This window comes from Psychrobacter sp. I-STPA6b (genome assembly GCF_020662265.1).
In the GTDB taxonomy this organism is placed as follows: domain Bacteria; phylum Pseudomonadota; class Gammaproteobacteria; order Pseudomonadales; family Moraxellaceae; genus Psychrobacter.
This window is the reverse complement of the sequence record NZ_VEWM01000063.1, coordinates 153380-179792: the sequence shown is the minus strand read 5'-3', so window position 1 is coordinate 179792 and position 26413 is coordinate 153380. Positions and strand designations below refer to the sequence as shown.

General features: G+C 33.8%; 22 protein-coding genes. 21 read left to right on the top strand and 1 reads right to left on the bottom strand.

Annotation, left to right across the window (positions count from 1 at the left end; all coding sequences use genetic code 11):
• The first annotated feature begins 51 nt into the window (after window positions 1-51).
• The 21 genes from FHK88_RS06020 to FHK88_RS05915 all read left to right on the top strand — a co-directional run bounded on the left by FHK88_RS06020 (window position 52) and on the right by FHK88_RS05915 (window position 26028).
• Window positions 52-780, top strand: a complete 729-nt coding sequence (locus FHK88_RS06020; protein ID WP_227429838.1) for a ComF family protein — start codon at window positions 52-54, stop codon at window positions 778-780.
• A 258-nt stretch (window positions 781-1038) separates the two neighbouring features.
• Window positions 1039-1548: a Tfp pilus assembly protein FimT/FimU gene (locus tag FHK88_RS06015; protein ID WP_227429837.1), complete on the top strand. Its 510-nt coding sequence runs from the start codon at window positions 1039-1041 to the stop codon at window positions 1546-1548.
• A complete protein-coding gene (pilV, locus tag FHK88_RS06010; RefSeq protein ID WP_227429836.1) occupies window positions 1548-2054 on the top strand; it encodes a type IV pilus modification protein PilV in 507 nt (168 codons plus the stop codon). Before FHK88_RS06015 ends, pilV begins: the two co-directional genes overlap by 1 nt.
• Window positions 2054-2935 (top strand): prepilin-type N-terminal cleavage/methylation domain-containing protein, encoded by an 882-nt coding sequence (locus FHK88_RS06005; RefSeq protein WP_227429835.1) that lies wholly within the window; start codon window positions 2054-2056, stop codon window positions 2933-2935. The genes pilV and FHK88_RS06005 overlap by 1 nt, the downstream gene beginning before the upstream one ends.
• Before the next feature lie 190 nt (window positions 2936-3125).
• Window positions 3126-3980 (top strand): hypothetical protein, encoded by an 855-nt coding sequence (locus tag FHK88_RS06000; protein WP_227429834.1) that lies wholly within the window; start codon window positions 3126-3128, stop codon window positions 3978-3980.
• 236 nt (window positions 3981-4216) lie between these two features.
• On the top strand, window positions 4217-8725 hold the full coding sequence (locus tag FHK88_RS05995) for a hypothetical protein (RefSeq protein ID WP_227429833.1): 4509 nt from the start codon (window positions 4217-4219) through the stop codon (window positions 8723-8725).
• A 14-nt stretch (window positions 8726-8739) separates the two neighbouring features.
• The gene (locus FHK88_RS14345; protein ID WP_319800156.1) at window positions 8740-9372 is read left to right on the top strand and encodes a prepilin-type N-terminal cleavage/methylation domain-containing protein; all 633 of its coding nucleotides are present in this window, start codon (window positions 8740-8742) and stop codon (window positions 9370-9372) included.
• Window positions 9372-9839 carry a type IV pilin protein gene (locus FHK88_RS05980; RefSeq protein WP_319800155.1) on the top strand — a complete coding sequence of 156 codons (468 nt, stop codon included), beginning with the start codon at window positions 9372-9374 and terminating at the stop codon, window positions 9837-9839. Before FHK88_RS14345 ends, FHK88_RS05980 begins: the two co-directional genes overlap by 1 nt.
• A gap of 597 nt (window positions 9840-10436) precedes the next feature.
• Window positions 10437-10865, top strand: coding sequence for a pilin (locus FHK88_RS05975; RefSeq protein WP_227429832.1), 429 nt, complete (start codon window positions 10437-10439; stop codon window positions 10863-10865).
• A 98-nt stretch (window positions 10866-10963) separates the two neighbouring features.
• On the top strand, window positions 10964-12700 hold the full coding sequence (locus FHK88_RS05970) for an O-antigen ligase family protein (protein ID WP_227429831.1): 1737 nt from the start codon (window positions 10964-10966) through the stop codon (window positions 12698-12700).
• Between the two features lie 80 nt (window positions 12701-12780).
• Window positions 12781-14049 carry a sugar transferase gene (locus tag FHK88_RS05965; RefSeq protein WP_227429830.1) on the top strand — a complete coding sequence of 423 codons (1269 nt, stop codon included), beginning with the start codon at window positions 12781-12783 and terminating at the stop codon, window positions 14047-14049.
• A gap of 1 nt (window position 14050) precedes the next feature.
• Entirely contained in the window at window positions 14051-15373 is a 1323-nt protein-coding gene (locus FHK88_RS05960) for a nucleotide sugar dehydrogenase (protein ID WP_227429829.1), read from the top strand.
• A 3-nt stretch (window positions 15374-15376) separates the two neighbouring features.
• Window positions 15377-16327 carry a Gfo/Idh/MocA family oxidoreductase gene (locus FHK88_RS05955; protein WP_227429828.1) on the top strand — a complete coding sequence of 317 codons (951 nt, stop codon included), beginning with the start codon at window positions 15377-15379 and terminating at the stop codon, window positions 16325-16327.
• Window positions 16324-16917, top strand: a complete 594-nt coding sequence (locus tag FHK88_RS05950) for an acyltransferase (RefSeq protein ID WP_227429827.1) — start codon at window positions 16324-16326, stop codon at window positions 16915-16917. The genes FHK88_RS05955 and FHK88_RS05950 overlap by 4 nt, the downstream gene beginning before the upstream one ends.
• Complete coding sequence (locus FHK88_RS05945; protein WP_227429826.1) at window positions 16914-17996, top strand: DegT/DnrJ/EryC1/StrS family aminotransferase; 1083 nt, start codon at window positions 16914-16916, stop codon at window positions 17994-17996. Before FHK88_RS05950 ends, FHK88_RS05945 begins: the two co-directional genes overlap by 4 nt.
• Window positions 17997-18010: 14 nt before the next feature.
• Window positions 18011-19291, top strand: a complete 1281-nt coding sequence (locus FHK88_RS05940; protein ID WP_227429825.1) for an oligosaccharide flippase family protein — start codon at window positions 18011-18013, stop codon at window positions 19289-19291.
• Window positions 19284-20396 carry a hypothetical protein gene (locus FHK88_RS05935; protein WP_227429824.1) on the top strand — a complete coding sequence of 371 codons (1113 nt, stop codon included), beginning with the start codon at window positions 19284-19286 and terminating at the stop codon, window positions 20394-20396. The genes FHK88_RS05940 and FHK88_RS05935 overlap by 8 nt, the downstream gene beginning before the upstream one ends.
• Window positions 20396-21625, top strand: a complete 1230-nt coding sequence (locus tag FHK88_RS05930) for a glycosyltransferase (RefSeq protein ID WP_227429823.1) — start codon at window positions 20396-20398, stop codon at window positions 21623-21625. Before FHK88_RS05935 ends, FHK88_RS05930 begins: the two co-directional genes overlap by 1 nt.
• Before the next feature lie 98 nt (window positions 21626-21723).
• Window positions 21724-22872, top strand: a complete 1149-nt coding sequence (locus tag FHK88_RS05925) for a glycosyltransferase (protein ID WP_227429822.1) — start codon at window positions 21724-21726, stop codon at window positions 22870-22872.
• 8 nt (window positions 22873-22880) lie between these two features.
• Window positions 22881-24713: a glucosamine 6-phosphate synthetase gene (locus FHK88_RS05920; protein WP_227429821.1), complete on the top strand. Its 1833-nt coding sequence runs from the start codon at window positions 22881-22883 to the stop codon at window positions 24711-24713.
• A gap of 112 nt (window positions 24714-24825) precedes the next feature.
• Window positions 24826-26028 (top strand): glycosyltransferase family 4 protein, encoded by a 1203-nt coding sequence (locus FHK88_RS05915; protein ID WP_227429820.1) that lies wholly within the window; start codon window positions 24826-24828, stop codon window positions 26026-26028.
• Between the two features lie 11 nt (window positions 26029-26039).
• On the opposite strand, the gene fdxA is transcribed toward FHK88_RS05915, so the two are convergent.
• Entirely contained in the window at window positions 26040-26363 is a 324-nt protein-coding gene (fdxA, locus tag FHK88_RS05910) for a ferredoxin FdxA (protein ID WP_227429819.1), read from the bottom strand.
• Between the last annotated feature and the right edge of the window lie 50 nt (window positions 26364-26413).

The following is a 26413-nucleotide window of genomic DNA, read 5'->3' as shown; positions in this document are numbered from 1 at the left end:
CGTGAATGAATACGTATAATCCCACTAGCTTACTTATTGACAGTAGATATAATGATGGCATGTATTGAGCGTCTAGCACCCTATCAGCTGGGTATATGGGTGGCTCAATATATAAAATCCACTTGTTCTATCTGTGGTGATAGCATCGCTAGAGCGGCTGATAGATTTCATAATAGTGAAGGGATAGTTTGTACACCTTGTCATAATGACATATCATGGTTTCCTTCGCCACTTACCATTCAGTTGGATATCTCAAAGTGTTGGGCGTTAGATGTTAAACTAACTGTGCAACCTATCTCCACTTATGAAAATAGCATTGCAGAGGCAATGGTTGCTTTTAAATATAATGAGAATCTCTCAGCATTACCCACCTTAGTTTACGCACTTAGGCAACTAGCAAAGCCAGCAGGATGCAATGCAGGTAATAGCGTTATTCTACCAATGCCCACAACAACTAAAAGACTCAAAAAACGAGGGTTTTATCCTGTATTAATATTGGCTCACTATCTATCAAAACATTGGAAAATTCCACTTTGGGATGGTGTTATTCGTACAGATGATGTTCACAGTCAGCGTGGTCTGAGTCGAGAAGAGCGTTTGGTTAATATTAATAACGCTTTTACACTGACAAAAGTACCGCCTGTCCAAAGAATCATCTTGTTTGATGACGTTGCTACCACAGGTGCATCTCTACGAGCATTGGCAGAGTCATTATTAGACGCAGACCATCACATAGATTTATCCGCTTATACCATTGCTCATGGTAATAGTCAAAGATAAATACCAACTGATGAGTTATCAGGGTATACTGATAACTATCTTCTAGCTTTCAACTATGTTTCATCATAATAATACAATATCATATTTGTTATTTTTCTTTAATATAGTAGTACAAATATAACAAGTGGAATAAATCTTGCTTATTTTAATGACAAAGAACACATATATTGTTCAAACACCCTAAATAGAATATTAAAAAATTTGGAAAATAATAATCGTGTTTATGCAGGTTATCTCTTCAAAAATAGGATTATATCAGTGAATCGCCCATCAAAAGTCTCAATGAGCAACAGTCCAAAAGCGATATCTGGCTTTACATTGGTAGAGCTAATGGTCACGATTGTAGTATTGGCAATTATTGTGGCTATAGCCGTACCGAATATGAGTCAAGCTTTAGCTAATCAGCGGGTAAAATCAACAAGTGCCACTATTGCCTCTGCGTTAAATGAAGCCAAAGCTGAAAGTCGTATTAGAAAGAGAGATATGACGGTCGAATATATCGAATATAATAGTACTGATAGAAAAATAGTTGTTAGTGAAGGGACAGGTAGCAATAAAACTCAAATCTCTGAATATCAGATTAATAGCAATAGTGCAGTAACAATAATACCAGCGACAGGAACCACACTAATCATATCTTCAATACAAAGAGCAAATGATAATGTAACTTATCAAATCTGTGACAATGGTGTGACAAGTGAAAGTCCCTACCAAGTGACTATTAGTGTGGGTGCAGATATTACTCAAAAACAAGCAGGGAGTTGCTAATGATTAAGGTTAATAAACATCATCAGCAAGGTGTCGGCATGATTGAGGTCATGGTATCACTACTTTTATTAGCAGTAGCGGTATTAGGGTTTTCTGCATTACAGCTACAGGCAGTCGGAGCGACTGATGAAGGGTTATCACGTTCAAGATCTACCTCTATTGGTAATGCCTTATCAGAGACTATGCGAGAGCATATCGAATATCTGGATGAGATTAAAGCAGTGATTAATGGAGAAGAGTTTTCGAAAGACTGTACATCTGTCGCATGTAGTGCAGAAGAAATGGCAAAATATGATGCCAGTCGTGTTAAGTCTAATATTGCTGCAGAAGGTTTAAATATCGCAATGGCAACGTGTCCAGGTACAAGCTCAGGTCAGCCAATTAACTGTGCCATCATTGCATGGGATGATACCAATGCAGTTTTTGGGGATGATGATAATGACTGTGCAACAGCACAAGGTGTCTACAGAAGAGGATCATCATGCTTAGTGTTGGAGATGTACTAATGAAAAACACTCGTATCACCAAGCAAGCTGCCAACTCATTACAATCTCAACAGGGTTTTACTCTCATTGAATTAATGATTGCTCTAGTACTGGGGTTACTGGTGGCTGCTGCAGCAGTTCAAGTCTTTTATATCAGTCAACGCACAGCCACAACACAAAGTAGTGCGTCAGGTGTGCAAGATAGTGCAGTATTTGGGCTACAGCGATTAGAGCAAGATATTAGGTTAGCACACTATGGCGCTGCCAATCGTATCTTAAAAAACGATACCAAACAGGCTGGTGTCTTATTGACTACCACTAACTCTATCCCAGATACACCAGACACAGCAACTGCACTGATTACTAATAGTGACTTACTGAGTAAGGGTCGTGCGCATGATAGTAGCTTTGGCGGTAGCCAAAAGTCAGATCAGTTGACCATTCAGTATAAAGCACCACAAACAATGTATGACTGTGAGCAGACAGTAGTTAAAAAAGGACAATTGATTATTGAACGCTATTTTTTACGAAGTGATACTACCACAAGTAAGTTAGGGCTGGCATGTGATAGCAACAATAGTAGAACAGCGGCAAACATTGCATCAGGCTTTGGTGATAATGGTCAGATTGTCATACCTAATGTAGACCAGTTCCGAGCCTTATTAATGACAGAAGAGGGCTATCGGGATATTGAGACTTATAAGACCAGTGGCACGAAGCCTATCTACGGTATTAAGTTAGGACTTGTATTAGCAGGTGATAACTCAGTATTGGAAGCATCGGGGGCAACCAGCTTTAATCTTTTGGGCGACAATATCACCTTGGCATCTGCCACAGGTGCTCAGCCAGTCCGTCGTGTATATGAGCCAACGATTTTATTACGAAACGCTCGTATAGATTAGTAGTAAGCTTCAGTATCAAGTAATCATAAATTCAGGTATGGTGAATATTTATATAATCTATTTATAAATCTTATCTCATCATATAATTAATAAAAATTATTTATCATATAAGATTTTATTGAAAATAAACCAGTTGCTAATAGTAATTATTTTATAGTCATATTATTGTTTGCATGTGTGGAGTTGTATTATGCCTCAGCCTCAAGTAAAAAGCGTATATTCACCCTATTATCATCAACAAGGGGCGACGCTAATTGTGGTATTGATAGTACTGTTATTGATTATATTAGCAGGAGCTATCGCAGTGCGTAGTAGTACGACAGATTTGCGATTAGCAACAGCAAGTCAGATTGACTCTCTGCTATTTACCTCAGCGGAACAGCCTAATGCCATGCTAGAGCAAGAAGTACAAGACCCAGCTAGTAATATCATGGACTCTACTCAAGGTATGATTGGCTACTTTGCTGGAGATTTAGGTGAATCTAATACAAATCATAAACTGATATTTTGTTACCGTCCCAAAGATACAACCCAATTTTCAATCTTTAAAAGTGCTATTTATAATGAAGCAGGTGGGAAGTTAGATAAAAATGATGATCGTCCATTTTGTAATGTCGGTCAAAATAAAGACTATATCAGTGCACGCAACACAACCATGACACAGATGAAAATATCAGGAGGAAGTGCGGCTGCATCAAGCTTACCAGTAGGTGTACCTTTGGGAATACAAAATGCAAAAAGCTTTGCAATAACGGTGGATAATATGTCTGCCTTGCCATCTTATTCTTCAGCAAGTGACTCTAGTATTAATAATTGTTTTAAAGGTAGTAACGCCTCAGAGCGAGGTAACATAGATGTTGCCATTAGTTGCCTATCTAATAATGGTGTGCCTAATAAAGCTGTATCACAGACTTATATTGCTGCATATCAAGATAAAATTAAAGGCTCTAGTGGAACAGGTGCAAGCACTGATACAGAAGCTGGTGGTAATGAAGATAGTGGCAATCAAGCTGGTGGCAATCAAGCTGGTGGCAATGGCTCCTAATTACTATCAGTAACATCAGAAAATATGTTTAAGTTCATTTAAGTAAAGATTTTAATTAGTGATAAGTAGATCGTATCTACAGTTAGTACAGCATCACATAAATATACCTTCTAGGAGGCATCATGACGATATATAAAACTAGAAAACAAAGCCGTAACGACAAGCATAGTCTAGTAGATGGTGTATCTAACAAGAGATCTTATAGTCAAAAAAAGCACCCGCATGGGGGAATAAATATGTCACAACCAGTATTAAAACCATTAGTCACTACCATTCGCCAGTTAGTATGGGTAAGTGCACTAGCTCTTCCTTTAGTCAGTGCTAGTCAGTTAGCATTAGCAACGGATTTGGATATTTATACAGCAGAAGGGGCAGCACCTATAAGTAATGGACCTGTAATTACTATGATGCTGGATACTTCAGCAAGTATGGGGGGACCTCTCACTTTTTCAATAGGTGGAGGGATACAACCTCCATTCTTGAATGAGGAGTTACAAGGAACAACTGGCTATACTATGCCTGCTGCTGTGGGGACGGGGATAAGGATTTTTGAAGAGAATGGTAAACCTAACTCTAGAACTTGGCAAGGTAAAGGTCTTAATAGTATTGAGCAGGACTATGGATTAGGATGTGAGCTTCAAGGTGGTCCTAATGCTGAGATAGCTTCTGGACTACATGAGCTTTTTAATTTTACAGCTAAAATAACAGGACAAGATGATATCAATTTTAAAATTGAAGGTTGTCAAGTCAATGGAAAATATTACTATACAAGATTAGGGCGGTTGAAGATAGCTTTAACAAGTTTATTAGCAGATCAAATTATATCTGATGATGAGAGTGCAAATGTTGTTTCAGAAGCTCTTAGACAAGGAGGCTTTAGAATTGGATTGGGACATTTCCCAACTTTAAATAGTTCTGGAGAGGTAGGCAGTATGTTAGTTCCTGCTGCTCCTCTTACCCCCTCACATAGATATGATTTAATTTCTAAACTAGTTAGCCTAAAAGCTTTTGGTGGTACGCCTTCAGCTCATGCTTATTCCGAAGTTGGAGCTTATATGTTAGGAACAGCTCCAGCAAATATTACTACGGGAGAGCGTTATCGTATTGTAGGAGGTGAGTTTTATACTAAAGGAAAGTATTTTTATCATTCTTGTACGGAAAAAAGTGGATTTGCGACAGTACCTATAAATGGTGTAAATAAAGTTGTTGAATATTGTTCAGGCTGGAGTAGTCCATTAGTGGATCGGTATTCATATAATGAAAACGGTAATAGATATACTGAAGCAGATGCTAAAGGAGATGCTGATTTTGAAGCTACTAGCTTGAATAGTGGTATTAAGTCACAATACACAAAAAGTATTTTTGGACAAAAACTGACAACAATCTATTTAAAAAAGCAGACTCAATGGGCAGATACAGACTATAGTGGCTTTCCTGAATCAGAGAGTGCAACGAAAAAAGGCAATAAAACAACATATCAGTCTCCACTAACAGAAGCTGCACAGTGTGGAGGAGCAAGTGGTATATTCTTCTTAACAGATGGACTAGCAGACTCGACAAGTGATAATGGTACTTCACCCATTATACCCATGAACAATAGTTTTAGTGATCAGGGAGGTGCCTTGGAAAATAATGCTATTAGTAATAATTGTATAGCAGGTCTTGAAGATGCCATTGGTCCACGTGGAAAAGGAGGTTGGAGTTGTATAGGAAATTATGCTCAAGCCTTAAATTTCGATAAAACAGATAGTACAAAAAAGCTAACTGTTAAAGATGCAACAGGTAAGAATATATCTATAGATCCTATTCTTACGGCAGTAGTTGGATTTGGTGATTCATTTAAAAGTGTAAATGACGATTGTAGTGTGACTAGTAGAGATATACATGGAGCAGAAAGGACAATTGTTAGCAATACCTGTAAGTGGGGAAGTAGTCAGTATAACTATGGACAGGGTGGCTTTACTTATGTTGATAGTTCTCAGGCTATTGCTAATAGTTTTGTTGAGTTTGCCAATAGTCTAATATCCAAACCCTACCAACCCCAGCCCGGTGAAGGCGCATCTGTCTCTACTAATTTAACTGACTCAACTAAAACCAGTGATTTTGCTTATCTGCCTTTGTTACAGCCTCAGCCTGCAACATCAAACTTACTTTGGCAAGGTAACCTTAAAAAATACCGTGTCAAAAATGGCTCACTATTTGATCAAGATAATAAACATATCTTTTCAAATATCGGTGGACAGCTTAGAGATAATGTAAAAGGCTACTGGAGTAGCACATCAGCTTCAGCAGATGGGTCACAAATCCATCAAGGGGGAGTCTATGCTAAGCTAAGAGCCCCAGCAAGTACAACTCAAACTAATATTCGTAATGTATTTGTAGAGAAAGCAAGTTCAGCTGATGTTGTAAAAATAGGTATTAATGGAACAGCTCCTACAGGTCTTAATGATATAGGTTATGATCGTCAACGTAAACATTATCTACTAAATTTCTTAGGTTATAATGTGCCTGTATTTAATGAAAAAAATGATAATAAACCTATTGTTGATGAAGACTATACAACCTCAGATGCAAACAAGAAGCTTACGCCGGATCCGTTAACTGATATATCAACTTTTATTCCTACAGATGCCATTAAAATACTTAGTGGAGTGCATAATAATAAGCCTCAAGAAATACTGTATGAATATAAGCTAAACTATGATCGTAAAAAGGGTACTACCAGTAAGACAGAAGTCAAGCGTGTCCTTTATGGCTCTATGGATGGTGCTCTCCACTTAGTGACAGATGGTACCGAAGCAGGACAGGGAGGTAAAGAAGTATTTGCTTTTATTCCTAATGTCATTGTCAATAGTGACCAAGTAGCAGCATTTAAAAAGCTAGGCTTAGATGAGGTACAAAAGTTACCTAATGGAAAAACAAATCCTGTAGGTAATGTTGCTTTTGGTGTTGATGCTCCGTGGTATGTGCGTACAAAATATCGTCGTAATTATGCAGAAGATGGTCTGAGTGTAACAATTACAACACAGCCAAGCACTCCTACTGCCAATGATGCTTACGTTAAAGCTTATGGTGGGTTAGGTCGTGGTGGCGTTGGTTTTTATGCACTTGACATAACCGATTTGTCAATTACGGCACAGAATAATGGTGTGGATGATACTACATTAGGTGACTCGACTACCTCAAAACCAAGTATTATTTTTAAGAAGACACCAAGCTCATCAGGATTCTCTAGATTAGGGCACACATGGTCTCAGCCACAGCCAGCCAAGGTGAAAATATCAAGTACAGAAGGAGCTACAACTACTAAAGATGTCCTATTCTTATCAGGTGGTTATGACCTTTGTTATGATATTCCTGAGTTTACAGTTAATAGTAATGATACGACACTAGTAGAGAAACTCAAAAAAGATCCAAATCTTGCTGCTCAGTGTCTAAATACTGCCAAAACAGCAACCAAAGCACAGGCGCAAGGTAATGCTATCTATATGATAGATGCTGATAATGGTGATTTATTGTGGTCAACATCTTCAGAATCTAGTAACAGTGGCTCTAGTACATATACACAACATACTAATATCACTCATAGTATACCTGCTGAAGTAAGTGTTATTGATACAAATTTAGATGGTTTGGTTGATTCCATTTATTTTGCAGACTTGGGTGGACAGCTATTTAGAGCTGATTTTAAAGATACAGGAACAACAGTAGAGCGTATATTAGATACTTCTAATGCAAGTTATAAAGTGCCATTGCGTTTCTATGAACGTCCAGTTATCAGTGCCTATCGTCTCGAAGAGACCGATGACAAAGTATCATCAATAGAGCAAGGTGGTAGAACAGTGATGGTTGCTTCTATTGCCTCTGGAGATCGTAATAGCCCGATTACTAAACTTTCTGAGCGTCAGTATAATGCCAATCCAAATAAACTAATCACTGTCTGGAATGTTGATAAGATACAAAAAGATACCAATGGTGATGGCACAGTACAATTAAGTGATTTGATTAAGTTGAGTTGGAATCCAGATGGGTCGGGTAGCGATATGTCTGATACCGATAAGCTGGCCTTATTTAATGGTGATAAAAAAGGTTGGTATGATGATTTGACATACTTTAATGGTGGTAACTCAGAAGATCGCAATATCGCTCAACAAAATGCTACAAATGCAGAACTTCCTGATGATGACCCTAAGAAGAAGCCAGTAGGTCTTAGAATACAGTCTACTACTGGAAATAGAAATGACATTATTGGTAGTAATATTAATTATTTACGCTCATTGGGTCAGCCAATCATGCGTGCTAGTCGTCTATTTATTAATGTCTTTAACCAACAAGCATATATTCGAACAGATAATGCTTGTACTCCTGTACCGACTGGTGTCACTGAAGCACAAGAATATTGCTTACCATTTGGTAAATGTAGCGATGGTCGAGGTAGTACAACCATAACAGGTGCTGGTATTGCAAATGCAACATTTGGTACTACTGGTGATGGCTCTAGAGATACTACTCTTATCTCAATAGAACAAAATCAAGATACATCTTCAGATACGGAGAATGAATCTGATACAGATGACACAACAAGCGTTGACCCTACCAGTAGCTTAGTGAAAGAACCAGATATCTTTACCAGTTTATATAAGCTGTTACCTCGTGCATGGTATGAGCGTTTCCCTGAACCAGCAGCATCAACGACGACATCATCAGAAGATGGTAGTTCATCAAGTGATAGCTCGTCAGAGTAATGATGGAGAATAAAATGAACACGAATTCATCCATTTTTGTATTTGATTCTATCGTGGGTAGTAGGCATAGAACTAAACTACAAACTGGTTTTACCCTGATTGAAATGATGGTCGTGGTCGTCATTATTGCCATATTAGCTGCGATAGCAGTGCCTAGTTATCGTCGTTATGTGGTAAAAAATGCTGAGGATGAAGCTAAGTCACAGATGCAACAAACACAGTTGAGGTTAGAGCGCTGGCGAGCGACTGCACTGAGTTATAAGGGTTTCATTCCACAAAAAGGGATTGATTCTTTAAATAATCCTGAATATGGATATGTGACAGATAGTAACTACGATGCAAAGTTTGGTAGTGGTGCACGCATTATATATGTACCTCGGGGTAGTACAGCTAATACTCATCGTTATGCTATTGGATTGATTGATGGTAAGTATACTTCTCTCTCAGATACCCAGTCATTAAATAATACTAGTGTTAGTGCTGAAGTGGGGCGTAGCTGGAAAATGTTAGCTGTACCAAATGCAAGTGGTCCTGCTTCATTAGGAGATAATATCATGCTGACCAGTACAGGTATAAAGTGTCAGACTAATGATGACAGTATCACAATAGTTAGTGATAATTGTGGTAGTAGCTCGGAGGCATGGTAATGAAAATACTTAGATCAGGACAAGGTTTCACACTAATTGAAATGATGGTAGTTGTTGTGGTGATTGGTATTTTAGCAGCTTTTGCTTATCCTAGCTACCAAGACTACGTTATTAGAACTAAGCGTGCAGAAATGATGAGTGAGATGCAAAATATTGCCAAGCAGATAGAAAGTCAAAAGTTAGCGCAAGGTAGCTATAAGAAAGTTGATATAGCAAAAGTGACAAATGGAACTTATAATTCAAGTACTGGTAAAGCTAAATATCCAAGTACAAATAACTATCTATATGATGTGGAAATCACTCCTATTAATACAACAAAGACTCAGCTATCAGATAGCAGTTGGAAGATAGAAGCTAGCCCTACTTCATCAGGTAGTCAAGCTAGTGATGGTAGCTTAACATTAGACTACATGGGTAGAAAATGTCGCGGTACAAGCTGTGGTATGGGTAATGAGTGGAAAGATTAATTTAGTGAGAATAATTGTACTATCATGATAATAAAAAACCAGCTTTTAGAAAGAGCTGGTTTTTTTATACATACACATGTTGTATTGGCAAGCTTGTAATATGATGGCGATGTTATCGTCAAAGAGCTACCAAACAGTTGCGCTACGACGGTAACTTCGTTTGCTGTACAACCATACTATCTTCACTCAGTCATCTTGTACCTGTTTTTTGGTTTTTTTCGACTATCTTAGATAGAAAGAGAATGACAAATTATGTCAGTATATACATATAAGACATACTCTGACAAAGTCTGGTGACAAAATATCTACACTGACAAATAGCGTCAACAAAAGATCTGTCAATAGCTATTGATGGCCTGTCATATTTAATGGATAGCATGAAATTAGCTAAATATAAAAGTCTTAATATGGAAATATATACCAATTATCTGGATTTGCTGACTAGATATAAAAAATACGAGCTTATCTTTTAACGATATAAAATACTTGGCATGCTACCTGCAACTATATAAATGAAGCCGCAAGGCAAATCTAAAACAGATAACTTAATTAAAGCCATAATAACTATCGGCTTTACTATAACTAAAGGAGTTCGCTATGAACGCTCAAAAAGGTTTTACCCTAATCGAATTAATGATCGTTATCGCTATCATCGGTATCTTAGCTGCATTTGCTATCCCAGCTTATCAAGACTACATCGCTCGTACTCAAGTTTCTGAGGGTATTGCTCTTGCTGGAGGTATGAAAACAGATATAACAGATAATTTACAAAATGGAAGTTGTGGTTCAGCAACTGCCACTGGTAAATATGCAACAGTTACGATTGCATCATCTTCTGCTACAGGTACTGGATCAAGTGCATGTAAACTTAATGTAGTAATGACTGGTGATGTATCGAATTTAGTTAAAGATCATGGTGTAACATTAGAGATGGATGTTAACAATGGTAGTCTATCGAAAGTTGCTGGTGACGGTGGTCAATCAGATGCTATTGAAGATAAATACCTACCGAAATCTGTTCTATAAATAAGTTACTGAGCTTTTTTATTGAAGTTGAATAAGGAAACCTAGGCTTTTGCCTAGGTTTCTTTAGTTTATATATTTATATATAATGGGAAATCGTTTTGTATACAAAAATCTGTAGATATGATGTATTCATATTAATTACCAGTGTATTAGGGTTAATTGCCACTGTTTTCAATCCTTATCATTTATATCCAGGTTTTGATATATATCACAATCTTGTGGTAGCATTAATTGTAACATTAGGATTAGTCGCTTCATTTTTAAATTATAAAAAAACACTTCGTATTCCTTCTTCGGTGCTTACTTGGATATTATTGTTAATATGTATTATTATTCAACCCTATATTAATGACATTTCTTATCCAGACTATCTCATATTTCCTGTAGGGACTTTATTTTTAACCATTCTATTTTCAATTGCTATTGCAGGTGTTAATAATAAGCAGTGGTTTTTAGATAAATATTTGCTCAGTTTACTGATTTTTATGCTAATCAGTGTTGGCATTCAACTTTTACAACTCTTTGGGCATCATATTAGCTTTGGAGATATCATCATTACAGCTGAGAGTAATGGGAGACTATATGCTAATCTATTACAACCGAACCAAGCAGCTTTCATGCTGTCTTTATCTGTATTATCAAGCTTATATTTTTACAATCACTTACATAAGAAAATATGGTTAGTCCTTTTTTGTATACTTACATGTGGTATAGCTTTTACTCTAAGCCGTGCTGGATTAATATTAGGGGCCTCTACTATTATATTATTTAATATTCTGCTTGATAGAAGTTATAAAGTAAAATTAAAAAATATTGGGATTCAGTTATCAATCTATCTTCTGAGTTATTACATTGCTACTATTTTTTACCAGAGTATAATTTCTTTAAATGAAACTAATAATTACTCAGGAAATGTTATTGATAGATTTAATGAAGGATCAGCTTATCTACGAGTTTCTTTACAGAAGCAAGCACTGTTGATTTTTCAAGAAAACCCATTGACAGGTTATGGATGGGGAAATTTTGCAAAAGGTTCAATAGAACATGCCACAGAACTGGGTTGGTTTTCATTTAGTGCGCATTCTCATTTTTTCATATCCCAAATAGCCAGTGAGCTAGGATTGGTAGGCTTACTTTGTTTGCTACCTATTTGCTTTTTTTTAATCAGAAAGATTAATTTTAGAATGAGTGCTTTTAACTCTGTATGTTTTTCTTCTATTGTCATTATTATATTGTATTCATGTAGTGAATATCCATTATGGTATATTAAATACCTAGTAATTTTTTCCTTGTTTATTACATTAGTTGATTTTAAGTATCTGGAGGTTAATTCTAAGTTTGCAAAGTACTTAGGGTTGCTAAGTATTATCAGTACAGTATTTATTATCTTACTTATGTCGTCCTATTTAAAACTGTATAATGTTATTACAAAGCTTCAAACTGAAGATTTAAGTAATGAGAAAATAGCAGATCTATATCATCAAATACCTAATACTTTTGGTTTGACAATTTTTAAAGAACATATTCTTTTTTATTATATTGTGTTAGATCAAGATGATATTGATGAAAAGTTGAAGCTTGCAGAGCGAACTGTTAGTACAGAAGTAAATAAAATAAATTTATTTAGGTATGGAAAGCTACTTGCAATTAATCATCAATATGAGAAGTCAATAGCTATGTTTAAAGCTTCTTGTGCATTAGATTGGCAAGGAAATTGTCCTAAAGTTGAAGAAGAATTAAGAAAGCTCATGGAAAGTGAGCCAGATGTCTATGGGTTAATTTATGATCGGTTTAATCAATGGTATGTTGGTTTTGATCCTTCAACTAATCGATAGTAATATATCCCTGTATTTATAAAAATAAATTATTTTAATATGTATTATATTAAGTAGATAATGAAAGTAATTGATATATTATGCACCAACATCCATGGCAGTATTTAAGTATAAGAATTTTAATGGGTTGGTTAGTTGTTGCTTGTTTACCAGCAATAATCTTATTTTGGCCTTATGTCATTGATAATAACTGGCAACTAACTCAGTTAAATAGCTTAGTAGTTAGTAGTATTGCAATTGTTTTATCTGTTATAGGGTTAGATAGACTCACTCAGTTTCCAGGTCAAAAATCGATGATTACAGTCCTGCCAGTTTTGCTCAGTGTAGCATTATTGGTAGGTACCATATTGTTAATATTTCGTTTACCTTACTCTGTTTATTATTTGTCATTAAGTGCGTTTATTGGTGTGATATTTTGCTTTGTATCACAGATTATATTACGAACAGTGACAAAACCTATCATTGGTTATATTCCTCTAGGTCGTTGTCATGACTTACTAACAATTGAAGATGTAAGTTGGATAAGACTGAGTAGAGATATTATATCTAATCAAAAGCAATTTATTATGTTGAATGCTGTTGTGGCCGATCTTGCTGACTCAAGCTTGACTGATGACTGGCAACGATTTTTGGCAGAAGCTACTTTACAAGGTATTCCGGTCTACAATGTATTGCAAGTACGAGAGTCATTAACAGGCCGTTTACCTATCAAGCATTTATATGAAAATAACTTAGGTTCATTACTTCCTTCCCAATCTTACTTATTAATCAAGCGTATTATGGATACGTTAATTATAATTATCACATTACCCATTGTGTTAGTTCTTGCTTTATTTGTGATATTGGGCATAAAGTGGGATAGTAGACATACAGGTGGATCAGTGCTATTTACGCAACAGCGTGTTGGACAAGGTGGTAAGTTATTCACTATGTATAAATTTCGTAGTATGGTTCCTACATCAGAGAAAAGTGGTGCAAGAATGGCATCAACAAACGATATGCGTATTACTAAATTTGGTCATTTTATTCGAAAAACTCGGTTAGATGAATTGCCACAATTTATTAATGTATTAAAAGGTGAAATGAGTTTAATAGGACCTAGACCAGAACAACCAAGTTTTGTAAAACAATTTAATGAAACCATTCCTTTTTATTCTTATCGTCACATTGTAAAACCAGGTATATCAGGATGGGCACAAGTTATGCATGGTTATGCCAGTGATGAAGATGAAACTAAAGTAAAACTTGAGCATGATTTTTTTTATATTAAGAATTTTTCTTTGACTTTGGATTTACTGATAGTTATTAAGACTATTCAGACGATGATTACAGGCTTTGGGGCAAGGTAGTATGCAAACACAGTTGATTGAAAAGATAAAAAGTAAAAAAGCAGTCGTTGGTATTATTGGATTGGGTTATGTTGGATTACCTCTAATGCTTAGATACACAGAAGTTGGTTATCAAGTATTAGGGTTTGATATAGATAAAAATAAAGTTGATTTATTAAATAGTGGCAAAAGCTATATTGAACATATTGAAGCAAATGTTATAGAAAGAGTCGTTAATAATAAGTTATTTAATGCCACAATAGATTTCTCTAGGATTACAGAGTGTGATGTCATAATCTTATGTGTTCCAACACCATTGAATAAGCATCGTGAGCCAGATATTAGTTTTGTTATAGATACTACAAAGACTATCAAACCTTATATACGTGCAGGGCAGTTAATTTCTTTGGAAAGTACCACTTATCCAGGTACAACAGAAGAGGAGTTAGTGCCTAGATTAGAACATTCCAGCCTGGTTGTTGGTAAGGATATCTTTCTTGTTTATTCTCCAGAAAGAGAAGATCCTGGTAATATAAACTTTGAGACTAGAACAATTCCTAAAGTTGTTGGTGGATGTACACCTTCTTGTGTAGAGGTAGGAGTCATTTTTTATGGTCAGGCAATCGATAATATAGTTCCAGTTAGTTCAACGCGTGTCGCAGAGATGACTAAACTGTTAGAAAATATACATCGAGCGGTAAATATTGGCTTGGTCAATGAAATGAAAATAGTAGCTGACCGAATGGGTATTGATATATTTGAAGTGATTGATGCGGCAGCGACCAAACCATTTGGTTTTACACCTTATTATCCGGGACCTGGGCTAGGTGGTCATTGTATTCCTATTGATCCTTTTTATCTAACTTGGAAAGCACGAGAGTATGGTGTTCATACTCGATTTATTGAGCTTGCTGGTGAAGTTAATCGTTCTATGCCAGAGTTTGTCGTTGCAAAGGTGATGGACGGTTTAAATGAAATACAAAAATCACTAAAAGGTGCTAGTATTTTAGTTTTAGGTATTGCTTACAAAAAAAATGTTGATGATATGCGAGAGTCTCCTGCAGTAGAGATTATGGAAATATTACGAGAGAAAGGTGCGATGGTATCTTATAGTGACCCACATGTAGCACATTTTCCAAAGATGCGTGAACATCATTTTGATTTATCCAGTCAAGAAATAACAGCAGAGAACTTAAAAAAATTTGATGCTGTTTTATTAACTACAGATCATGATAAGTTTGATTACCAATTAATTTATGAGCATGCAAAAATGATTATTGATACTCGTGGAAAGTATCGTGAAGATCAAAAAGGTACAAATACAAGAAAAGTTATTAAGGCATAAGATATGAAAAATTTTGCATTAATTGGTGCGGCTGGATATATAGCACCTCGTCATATGAGAGCTATCACAGAGACAGGAAATATTCTTAGTGTTGCTTATGATATTAATGATTCAGTTGGTATTATTGATAGTATTGCACCAGAAAGTGAATTTTTTACAGATTTTGAGAGCTTTCTTGAGTATTGTTACACTTTAAAAAATACACAAGAGAAACAATTGGACTTTGTATCCATCTGTTCCCCTAATTATTTGCATTATGCACATATAGCAGCAGGCTTGCGTTTGGGTTGTGATGTGATTTGTGAAAAGCCATTAGTTCCAGACAATGCTTCACTTGATAAATTAGCTTTAATAGAGCAAGAGACAGGTAAAAAACTATATAACATATTGCAACTACGACATCATCAGGCAATTATTGATTTAAAGCATAAAATTGAGACTGAACAGAAACATAGTAAATATGATGTTACATTAACTTATATTACTTCTCGCGGAAAATGGTACCTAAAAAGCTGGAAGGGTAATACTCAAAAATCATTTGGTGTAGTGACAAATATAGGCATTCATTTTTTTGATATGTTGCACTATGTTTTCGGTAAGCTTGAAAGAAACGATTTGCATTTTGCAAATGAGAAAAAAGCGGCAGGCTATTTAGAATATGAGAAAGCAAGAGTACGTTGGTTTTTGTCAATTGATGCTGATGACCTGCCAGATACAGTCAAAGGAAAGGCAACAACATATAGGTCCATTACGTATGATGGACAAGAGGTAGAATTTTCAGGGGGTTTTACAGATTTACACACTACTAGCTATCAACAAATATTGGCGGGTAATGGCTTTGGCATTGAAGATGCCTGTTGTTGTATTCAAACAGTGGAGGCGATACGTAATAATGAAGTCGTCATGGCTCATCTCGATGAGGTTCATCCTATTATGAAGCAGTTGTTAATATGAAAAATGTCAATATACATAATACAGCAGTAGTAGATACGGGGGCTGATATTGGTGAGGGTTCTCGAGTTTGGCACTTTGTGCATGTTTGTTCGGGTGCTAAGATTGGTAAAAACTGTTCTTTAGGTCAGAATGTTTTTATTGGTAATCAAGTAATTATTGGTAATGACTGTAAAATCCAAAATAATGTGTCTGTGTATGATAATGTTACTTTAGAGGATGGTGTTTTTTGTGGACCAAGTATGGTTTTTACCAATGTGTATAATCCACGTGCAATGATTGAACGTAAAAGTGAATATCGAAATACACTAATAAAAAAAGGTGCTACATTAGGAGCAAACTGCACTATTATTTGTGGTATTACTATTGGACAGTTTGCAATGATTGGTGCAGGTGCTGTGGTTAATAAGGATGTGCCAGACTATGCTCTTATGGTTGGTGTACCTGCTAAGCAAATAGGCTGGATAAGTGAGTTTGGTGAAAGATTGGAATTGCCACTTGAAGGCTCAGGGGAAGTAGTTTGCCCTCATACAGGTACAAAGTATATTTTAGCTAGTAGTATACTAAAAAGATGTGAAACGAGTAAGTTATGAAATTTATTGATTTAGGTGCACAGCAAAAAAGAATAAAAAAACAAATTGACGATAATATTCAAAAAGTACTATCACATGGTCAGTATATTTTAGGCCCTGAGGTAGCTGAGCTAGAAGAAAAATTATCAGCTTATTGTGGAGCTAAGTATTGTATTAGTTGTGGTAATGGTACAGATGCATTACAGATAGCATTAATGGCTTTGGGTATTCAAATTGGTGATGAAGTCATTATGCCGGGTTTTACTTATATTGCCACAGCAGAAACAGTAGCCTTATTAAAAGCAAAGCCTATTTATGTAGATGTTGATGAGCGTACTTATAATATTGACCCAACAAAAATAGAAGCAGCTATTACTGATAAAACAAAAGCCATTATGGTAGTTTCACTGTATGGGCAATGCCCTGATTTTGATGAGATTAATGCCATCGCTCAAAAATATAACTTACCAGTAATTGAAGATGCTGCACAAAGTTTTGGTGCTAGTTATAAAGGAAAAAAATCATGTAACCATACAACAATAGCATGTACTAGCTTTTTTCCAACAAAGCCTTTGAGCTGTTATGGTGATGGTGGTGCTATATTTACTAATAATGATGATTTAGCTACAGCAATGAGGCAGATAGCACGGCATGGACAAGATAGGCGTTATCATCATATTCGAATTGGTATAAATAGTCGTTTAGATACCATTCAGGCAGCCATACTTTTACCAAAATTAGCAATATTAGATGAAGAGATAGAGCTTAGACAGCAAGTAGCCAATAAATATAACGATCTGTTAGCTAATCTAGATATGATAAATACCCCTTATATTGAGCCACATAATATAAGTGCATGGGCTCAGTATACAGTTCGAGTTAAAAATCGTGATTTAGTCCGCCAACATTTACAAGAAGCGAGGATACCAACAGCGATACACTATCCGATTCCATTAAATAAACAGCCAGCAGTTAAGTCAAATATTAATTTGCCTATTGCAGAAAATATAGTTTCAGAAGTGTTGAGTTTACCTATGTATCCTTATCTAAAAATTGAAGAAATCGAATATAATATATTATCATCAGTGTTCAGCCTATAACTTGAAGAATAATAGTGAAAATTCCATTTATTAGAAGTGAGTTTGCTAAAAATGTCTTGACTTTAATGACAGGGACAACCATTGCTCAAGCTATACCAGTATTAGTTAGTCCGATATTGACACGTCTTTATACTCCTGAAGAGTTTGGTGTTTTTTCACTATTTACTAGTATTGTTTCTGTCATTTATGTTATTTCCACTGGAAGATTTGAGATAGCTATTCCGTTACCAAAAGATGAACTTGATGCGCTATCAATTTTGCTCATGGCATTGATACTTTTAATTTTTATATGCATTTTAGTGACTGTTATAATAATAATATTTCAGCCATACTTGTTCAATATATTTAATATAGAAGCAAGTTCCTTCTGGTTTTATATTATCCCAGTTGCTATCTTATTTAATGGTATATATCAAATTTTAAATAATTGGAACATACGTTATTCAAATTTTAAATACTTATCTATATCAAAGGTAATCCAGAGTGCTACAGTTGCAACATTCAATATAGCTATTGGATATAGTAAAATATATAGTTTTGGTCTAATAATAGGGAGTATTTTAGGTTTATTGTTTAGCGTTCTTTATATTTTTTCACACTCAAAAGAGGTTGTAAAATTAGTACGATATAATGTATCAAATATTGATTTTTACAAGGTTTTTTATACCTATAATCATATACTAATATTTAATATGCCACAGTCTTTTTTTAATATTTTATCTTCTAATATACCTGTATTATTATTTTCTAAATATTATACTTCTGATAAAGTTGGATATTATTCTTTTGCAAATAAATTATTAATGATGCCTGCAAATATATTTTCATCTGCATATGCTCAAGTATTCTTTAAAAGATTGAATGATGTAAGGGATGATAAGGTTGAAAGAGTTTATTTAGTTAAAAATACAATATTTAAAATATTATTTATTTCACTGCCCTTTTTTATTTTTATTTTTATTTATTCAGAAGATATCTTTTCTATAGTCTTTGGTTTAGAATGGGCTGTAGCAGGGCTTTATGCTAAGTTTCTTATACCTATGTTTTATTTTAGGTTGGTTGGATCTGTAGTATCTATGAGCACTTTAGTATTTGGTGAAGAAAAAAAGTCTTTTATTATTGAGTTGTATTCAATAACTTTACGTGTTAGTGTATTAATTCTTGGTACAGTAATTATGAATAATATAATACTAACTTTGTTTTTTTATTCATTAGTAAGTTGTTTAACTACAGTGTTTAGATTGTTTTGGTATGTTTCTATTACAGAAAGATTTATGGAGATGGATTGTGAATAAATATATCTATGACAAGAATTTTAAAATTAAGATATCTAGTAATAATCTCAAAGAATATATTGAAGGTAATATTGATTTATACAAAAATGTACCAAATTCAGAAGTCAAAGAAGAGGTGTATTTAGAAATAGGAGAATCAAGAAAAAATAAACTAACAGAGATTCTTAAAAAAAATTTTTATAGCATCTCTCCTAAATCCCATATTACATATGAGAATGGGTTTATAGCTATGTTTGGGGATAATACTATAAATTTTAGTAAAGAAGATACTATCAAGATTACTTTAAATATAGACCCTAGTAAAAGCTACCGTAGAAAGTTTATGAATATGGGATATAGAGATAACCTGGAGCATTCAGCAACAATTTTACATGAGTTAGCAATAGTGCCTTCTAGTTTTTTCTTTAAAGATATAGCTATATTACATGCTTCATCAATGTACTCAATACAAAGTAATAGAACAGTGTTGATAGGTGGAACAGGAGGAGTTGGGAAGACCTCTTTGGAATTGATGCTTTGTATATCATGTGACTGGTCTTTTATAGCTGATGATATTGCCATAATAGATAAAGACTCTAATGTTTATCCTAACTTTTCTTACCCTAAAATATATGCCTATAATATTGAAGGGAATAAAAATTTAAAAGAAATTATTTTATCTAATAGTAGTATTATGAGTAAAGTTCAGTGGTATGCATTGAGTACATGGAAGGGTAAGCAAAGGGTAAGAAGGTCATGTTCTCCTGTCAGATTATATGGCGATGTTACTTCGGAAAAGAAACAGATAGATGCTTATTATATTATTCATAAAACAAATAAAGTTAAAGAAATAAAATTTAGGCAAATATCATCTGAAATGGCTATGAATTTATCTTTAAATGTTATTGAGAATGAATATCAAGAGGTTTTTAAGCATATCAAATGGCATGAATATAATTGTATACTAATGGGATTTAATCCTATATTAAAGTATCAGGATATTATAAATAATATGAGTGCTAATTATCTTAGTGTTTTTAAAAATATTAAGTGTTATATAGTTGAAGTCCCATATGATATAGAGCATAGTGTTTTTTTAAATCAGATGAGGAGTATTTTGGTGTAATGAGAGTTTTTTTAATAACTGAGAAATATCCTTACGATGGTGGAGAGCAGTTTATTGAAACAGAAGTTTTATATTATAGCCAGTTTTATAATATAGATTTAATTATATTGCCATTGAATAATGCTAAAAAAATTAGATTTTATCCACAAGGTGTAGTCTTAGATAATCATATTTGTAATAAAAGAAAAAACATTAAAAAGTATATTGCATGTCTATTAATAAATAAAGCTTTTTATAAAGAGTTGTTGAATATTAAGAGTGGTTTTTTTAACTTCAAAATAGCTAAATCTATAATATCTTCAGTTTGTAGCTTTATTTATTATAAGAGACTATTTCGATATTTATTTGGGGTGAAATATAAGATTTCTGAAAAAGATTTGGTTTATACTTATTGGAATACAGAAGCAAACTATGCATTGCAGAGTTTGAAGAATAAGTACCATTTTAAACTAATTAGCCGTATACATAGAGCTGATTTATATGAGAATAGATCTCCATTAAATTATATGCCACTTAAGAGACAGTTTGTTGAAAATATTGATAGAGTATTTGTTATTACACAGTCGGCAATTGAATATTTAACTGAGACTTATGGCTTCTCTATTGATAAATTATATTTATCAAGGTTGGGTGTTATAGATAAATGTATAAAGTGTCAACCTAGTGAGGCTATAGAATATCGTATAGTTTCTTGTTCTTACTTATTACCTGTTAAGCGAGTAGATAAAATAATAAAGGCTTTATTCATACTATCTAAAAAATATCCATATATAGAAATTTCTTGGTTTCATATTGGTGATGGACCTTTAATGAGTGAATTATTATCTTTAGCTGAACTTAATTTAGATAAGTTAGATAATATAAGCTATCAATTTTTAGGTATGCTAGAGAACAAGCAAGTTTATGAGTTATATCAAAATCATAGATTTGATGTATTTATAAATGTTAGTGAGTCTGAAGGTGTTCCAGTATCAATAATGGAGGCTATGAGTTGTTCTATACCTATCATAGCTCCAGATATAGGAGGGATAAAAGACATGGTCGAAGATGGTAAAAATGGAGTGTTGCTATCTGAGGGATGTACAGTCGAAGAAATTACTTTAGCTTTGTCTAAGATCAATTTTTTTAAAGATAAAAAGACTAGAAATTTTTCTTATCAAAAGTATAAGGAAAAATTTGATGCAGATAAGAATTACATTAATTTTATTGAAAAGCTATTTGATTTATAGGTGTTGAATTAAGTTAATTATTTTATTATGTTTTTTAACTATAAACTTAATTTTTTAGCTATTTTTATCGTATATAGAAAAAATACAGGTTTAAATATATGAGGATTTTACATCTTTCACATACAGATATTCGATCTGATTCTCGTATTCTAAAAGAGATGCAGTCGATTGCAAGACTTAATCCATCTTTTAGCATTTATGGTGTTGGTGTAGTAACTCGAGATAAATCAAGCCAATCTAAATTAGTGGAAGGTATTAATATAGTCAGTATTAACTTGCTTTCAAGAAAGCTCACTTTATTTCCCAAGTTTATTAGACATTCTTTTTCTATGGTGGAACTTACTATGAAAATGTTATTTAAAACTAGGAAATATAAACCTCAATTAATACATTGTCATGATACCTTAGTATTGCCACTTGGTGTTCTATTAAAATTCATATTTGGAGCTAAGCTCGTCTATGATGCTCACGAACTAGAGTCTAATCGCAATGGTTTGAGCAAGTTCCTAAGTAAAGCGACTTTTTTAGTAGAAAAATTCCTATGGAAATTTGTAGATAGCCTTATAGTGGTTAGTCCTTCAATTAAAAAATGGTATTGCAAATATATTGGAGTAAAAGATACTGTAGTAATACTTAATAGTCCAATTTTGATTGATGAGACTAAAAAGGATGGTCATCATTATTTCTCTCAAAAATTTGGTATAAAAGAAACTTCTTTAATATTCCTATATTTAGGAGCAATATGCAAAGGCAGAGCTATTGATTTAATTCTAGATGTTTTTAAAGAATTTAATGATAATGATGGTTTTCATGTAGTTTTTATGGGTTATGGTGATATGGTTAGTCAAGTTAAAAAAGCTGAGAAACATCATAATAATATTCATTATCATGAATCTGTACCTCATGAGGACGTTGTATTTATTTCTCAGAGTGCAGATGTTGGATTATGCTTAATCGAGAATGTTTCTCTAAGTGATTATTATTGTCTGCCAAATAAACTTTTTGAGTATGCCTTTTCAGGTATTCCTGTATTAGCATCAGATTTTCCAGATATTGTTGAAGTTATCGATAGACATAACTTGGGCAGTTATTGTGCAGTTAATAAAGAAAGCATTAAGTCTGCAATTATAAGTTTGAAAGATAATAAAGAATTCAAAAATCTTAAGATGAAAGATCTTGAATCATTATCTTGGATAGCTCAAGAAAAGAAATTGATTAAGTTGTATAATAATTTACTGGGAATATAGGTTTTTTTATGTGTGGGATATTTGGGGTTTTAGATAAAAGAGGAGTTTCTAAGAGAGACTTAATGCTATTAGCTAAACATTCTCAGCAGAGAGGTCGAGATTCAAGTGGTTTGATAACTTTTAAGTCACAGCAGTATAATATTAATCGAGCAGATTTTAATATTATGAGACTACTGGGAAAAGTTGATTATAGTTCTTCTAGTATTGTGTTAGGACATAGTAGATTAGTAACTAATAGTATGATTAATAACCAACCTATTATTAGAAATGATTTTATTGTAATACATAATGGAATTATTGTTAATGATGAAGAAATATGGAAAGAAACTTTAGAACCTAAAAATTTACAAATAGATACAGAAGTAATTGCTGTAATAGCTGAACAATATTACCATAAGAATGGCACAATAGTAGGTCTCTCTGAAAGTGTATTATCAAAGTGTAAAGGGGTAGTCGCTTGTGCTGTAATGATGCCTAAGCTTGGAAAGTTAGTATTGTTTTCTAATAATGGTAGTCTCTACATTGCTAAAAATAAACAAAAATTTTGCTTCGCTTCAGAAAAATATGTATTAGAAAAGCTCGGATTTGCTAATATAGAACAAGTAATTAATAGAGAAGTAATATTAGATATACCTATTACAGAAAAAATAAGTATTGATTTGGATATATTAGATAAAAATAAAAAGAATCTGGTGCCAACCTATATTCATTTAGATAGTCAAGAACAAAAGTTATTAGAGTATAATATCCCTAATTTGAAGAGGTGTACTAAATGTATATTACCAGAAACTATGCCTTATATAACTTTTAATGAGCAAGGTGTCTGTAATTATTGTACAAATTATAAAATTCGTAATGAGCCAAAACCAAAAAATCAGCTTTTGACCCTACTACAATCTTATCGAAGGACAGAAGGAGCAGAGTGCATTGTTCCTTTTTCTGGAGGAAGAGATAGCTGTTATGGATTACACCTAGTAGTTAAGGAGCTAAATTTAAAACCAATAGCTTATACGTATGATTGGGGGATGGTTACAGACTTAGGTCGTCGAAATATTAGTCGTATGTGTGCTCAACTTGGAGTAGAAAATATTGTTGTAGCAGCTAATATAGCGAAAAAGCGAAAAAATATAGCCAGAAATTTAGCTGCATGGCTTAAAGCACCTAATCTGGGTATGGTTAGTATACTTACTGCTGGTGATAAACATTTTTTTAGACATATTGAAACAGTAAAAAAACAAACTAATGTGTCTTTAAATTTATGGGGTATTAATCCACTAGAAGTTACACATTTTAAAGCAGGTTTTTTGGGTGTTCCACCAGACTTTGATGAAAAACGAGTATATATGCATGGTTGGCAAAAACAAGTTGAATATCAAAAACTACGTTTTTTAGCTATGACAAAAAGTATTGGGTATTTTAATGATTCATTACTAGATACATTAACAGGCGAATATTATCGTAGTTTTACTAAGAAAAAAGATTATTATCATATTTTTGATTATTGGCGTTGGGATGAAAGTCTCATAGATGATCTTTTAATTAATGAATATGATTGGGAAACTGCGGTGGATACCAGTACGACTTGGCGTATTGGTGATGGTACATCAGGATTTTATAACTATATTTATTATACAGTGGCTGGTTTTACAGAGCATGATACTTTTAGAAGTAATCAAATTCGGGAAGGGCAAATTAGCCGTGAGAAAGCTTTGAGTCTTGTATTGGAGGAGAATCAGCCAAGATATCAAAATATTAGATGGTATTTAGATGTGATTGGAATGGATTTTAGAAGTACAATTAATACTATAAATCAAATACCAAAAATATATGAAATGAATTAATTTACGAATTTGACAGCATAGGTTAAAGTTTAGATTCAGGTGTTAGTATGTTTTGTACTTCATTGTTAAATGTGAGAGTAAATTAGATATGCAGACAAAAACGATCTGGATTATGAATCAATATGCCTCTACACCTGATACAGGGTTTGGTGGTAGACATTTTTATCTTGCTGAAGAATTAGCTAAATTAGGATATAAGGTATATTTAATATCTGCTTCTTTTACACATTTACTGCGGAACCCGATTGAGATTGATAAGGAATTTTTGATTGACTCATCTTATGGTTTTAATATGGTATGGGTGCGTACATCAACTTACCAACATGCACATAGTAAAAAACGAATACTGAACTGGTTTTATTTTTGTTGGAAACTTACTCAGCTAACTAAAGTTATTTCTCAAAAACCAGATACTATTTTATACTCATCCCCAACTTTAGTTGGATATTTGGGTGCGGAATATTTGGCAACAAAATTAAAGTGTAAATTGGTTTTTGAAGTGAGAGATATATGGCCATTAACTTTAAGACATTTGGGTGGTTATAGCAAATATCATCCTTTTATACTATTTCTTCAGTGGATAGAGAGTAGAGCCTATAAAAAAGCTGATATTGTGGTCTCTAATCTAAAATATGCAGTTGAACATATGCAACAGCATGGTTTAAATGTAAGAAAATTTTATTGGATTTCCAATGGATTTTCTTTGCAAGAAGTAACTAATAAACAGCCATTAGATAAGGAGACTATTACGCAGTTACCTAAAGATAAGTTCATCGTGGGTTATACTGGCACTTTAGGCTTAGCAAATGCAATGGACTTTTTTATTAAAGCTGCTAAAAAATTACAAAGCTATAATAATATTGCTTTTGTAGTAGTAGGTGATGGTAAAAAGAAAGAAAGTCTAATTAATTACTGTAAACAAAACAAAGTTAATAATGTTTATTTTATTGATACAATTCCAAAAAATCAGATACAATCTATGTTATCTGAATTTGATGTTTGCTATCTTGGTGTGAAAAAAGATCCATTATATGGTTTTGGTGTTTCATTAAATAAGTTATTTGATTATCTGTATTCTGCGAAACCAATCATATATGCGATTGATTCAGGAAAGTATAGACCAATTTCAGAAGTTAATGCTGGTTATGAAGTTGAGCCAGAAAATCCTATCGCAATAACAGAAGCCATTATCAAACTTTATCATTTAAGTAGTATGGAGCGGGAACAATTAGGGAGGAATGGTAAGAAGTTAGCTTTAGAATATTATGAATATAGCCAGCTTGCAAAGAAGCTGGCAGATATCTGTATGAAATAATATAGTTCTCCTCAACGCTCCAAATACTGCAACTTCCCTTCAACGCCATCCCACTCTTTGTGGTCGGGTAGGGCATCTTTCATTTCGGTAATATTTGGCCACTCTTCGGCAAGCTCAGCATTTAGCTCAATAAAGGCCTCTTGACCAGCAGGCACTTCATCTTCTGAGAAAATTGCATTGGCAGGGCATTCTGGTTCACACAGTGCACAGTCAATACACTCATCAGGGTTGATGACTAAAAAGTTGGGTCCTTCATAAAAGCAGTCTACAGGGCAGACTTCTACGCAATCAGTATATTTACAGCGGATGCAATTATCAGTAACAACAAAGGCCATAGCGACGGCTACCTTCTATTAGTCTCAGAATTAATGGCGTATTTTACTCT

Bases quoted from the DNA above. Each gene is read 5' to 3' on its own strand.
- FHK88_RS05925 (WP_227429822.1), top strand. From the start codon at position 21,724: ATGAGGATTTTACATCTTTCACATACAGATATTCGATCTGATTCTCGT.
- FHK88_RS06005 (WP_227429835.1), top strand. From the start codon at position 2,054: ATGAAAAACACTCGTATCACCAAGCAAGCTGCCAACTCATTACAATCT.
- FHK88_RS05950 (WP_227429827.1), top strand. From the start codon at position 16,324: ATGAAAAATGTCAATATACATAATACAGCAGTAGTAGATACGGGGGCT.
- FHK88_RS05980 (WP_319800155.1), top strand. From the start codon at position 9,372: ATGAAAATACTTAGATCAGGACAAGGTTTCACACTAATTGAAATGATG.
- FHK88_RS05965 (WP_227429830.1), top strand. From the start codon at position 12,781: ATGCACCAACATCCATGGCAGTATTTAAGTATAAGAATTTTAATGGGT.
- pilV (WP_227429836.1), top strand. From the start codon at position 1,548: ATGATTAAGGTTAATAAACATCATCAGCAAGGTGTCGGCATGATTGAG.
- FHK88_RS05975 (WP_227429832.1), top strand. From the start codon at position 10,437: ATGAACGCTCAAAAAGGTTTTACCCTAATCGAATTAATGATCGTTATC.
- FHK88_RS05960 (WP_227429829.1), top strand. From the start codon at position 14,051: ATGCAAACACAGTTGATTGAAAAGATAAAAAGTAAAAAAGCAGTCGTT.
- FHK88_RS05920 (WP_227429821.1), top strand. From the start codon at position 22,881: ATGTGTGGGATATTTGGGGTTTTAGATAAAAGAGGAGTTTCTAAGAGA.
- FHK88_RS05955 (WP_227429828.1), top strand. From the start codon at position 15,377: ATGAAAAATTTTGCATTAATTGGTGCGGCTGGATATATAGCACCTCGT.
- FHK88_RS05945 (WP_227429826.1), top strand. From the start codon at position 16,914: ATGAAATTTATTGATTTAGGTGCACAGCAAAAAAGAATAAAAAAACAA.
- fdxA (WP_227429819.1), bottom strand. From the start codon at position 26,363: ATGGCCTTTGTTGTTACTGATAATTGCATCCGCTGTAAATATACTGAT.
- FHK88_RS05995 (WP_227429833.1), top strand. From the start codon at position 4,217: ATGTCACAACCAGTATTAAAACCATTAGTCACTACCATTCGCCAGTTA.
- FHK88_RS05915 (WP_227429820.1), top strand. From the start codon at position 24,826: ATGAATCAATATGCCTCTACACCTGATACAGGGTTTGGTGGTAGACAT.
- FHK88_RS06020 (WP_227429838.1), top strand. From the start codon at position 52: ATGATGGCATGTATTGAGCGTCTAGCACCCTATCAGCTGGGTATATGG.
- FHK88_RS05930 (WP_227429823.1), top strand. From the start codon at position 20,396: ATGAGAGTTTTTTTAATAACTGAGAAATATCCTTACGATGGTGGAGAG.
- FHK88_RS14345 (WP_319800156.1), top strand. From the start codon at position 8,740: ATGAACACGAATTCATCCATTTTTGTATTTGATTCTATCGTGGGTAGT.
- FHK88_RS06000 (WP_227429834.1), top strand. From the start codon at position 3,126: ATGCCTCAGCCTCAAGTAAAAAGCGTATATTCACCCTATTATCATCAA.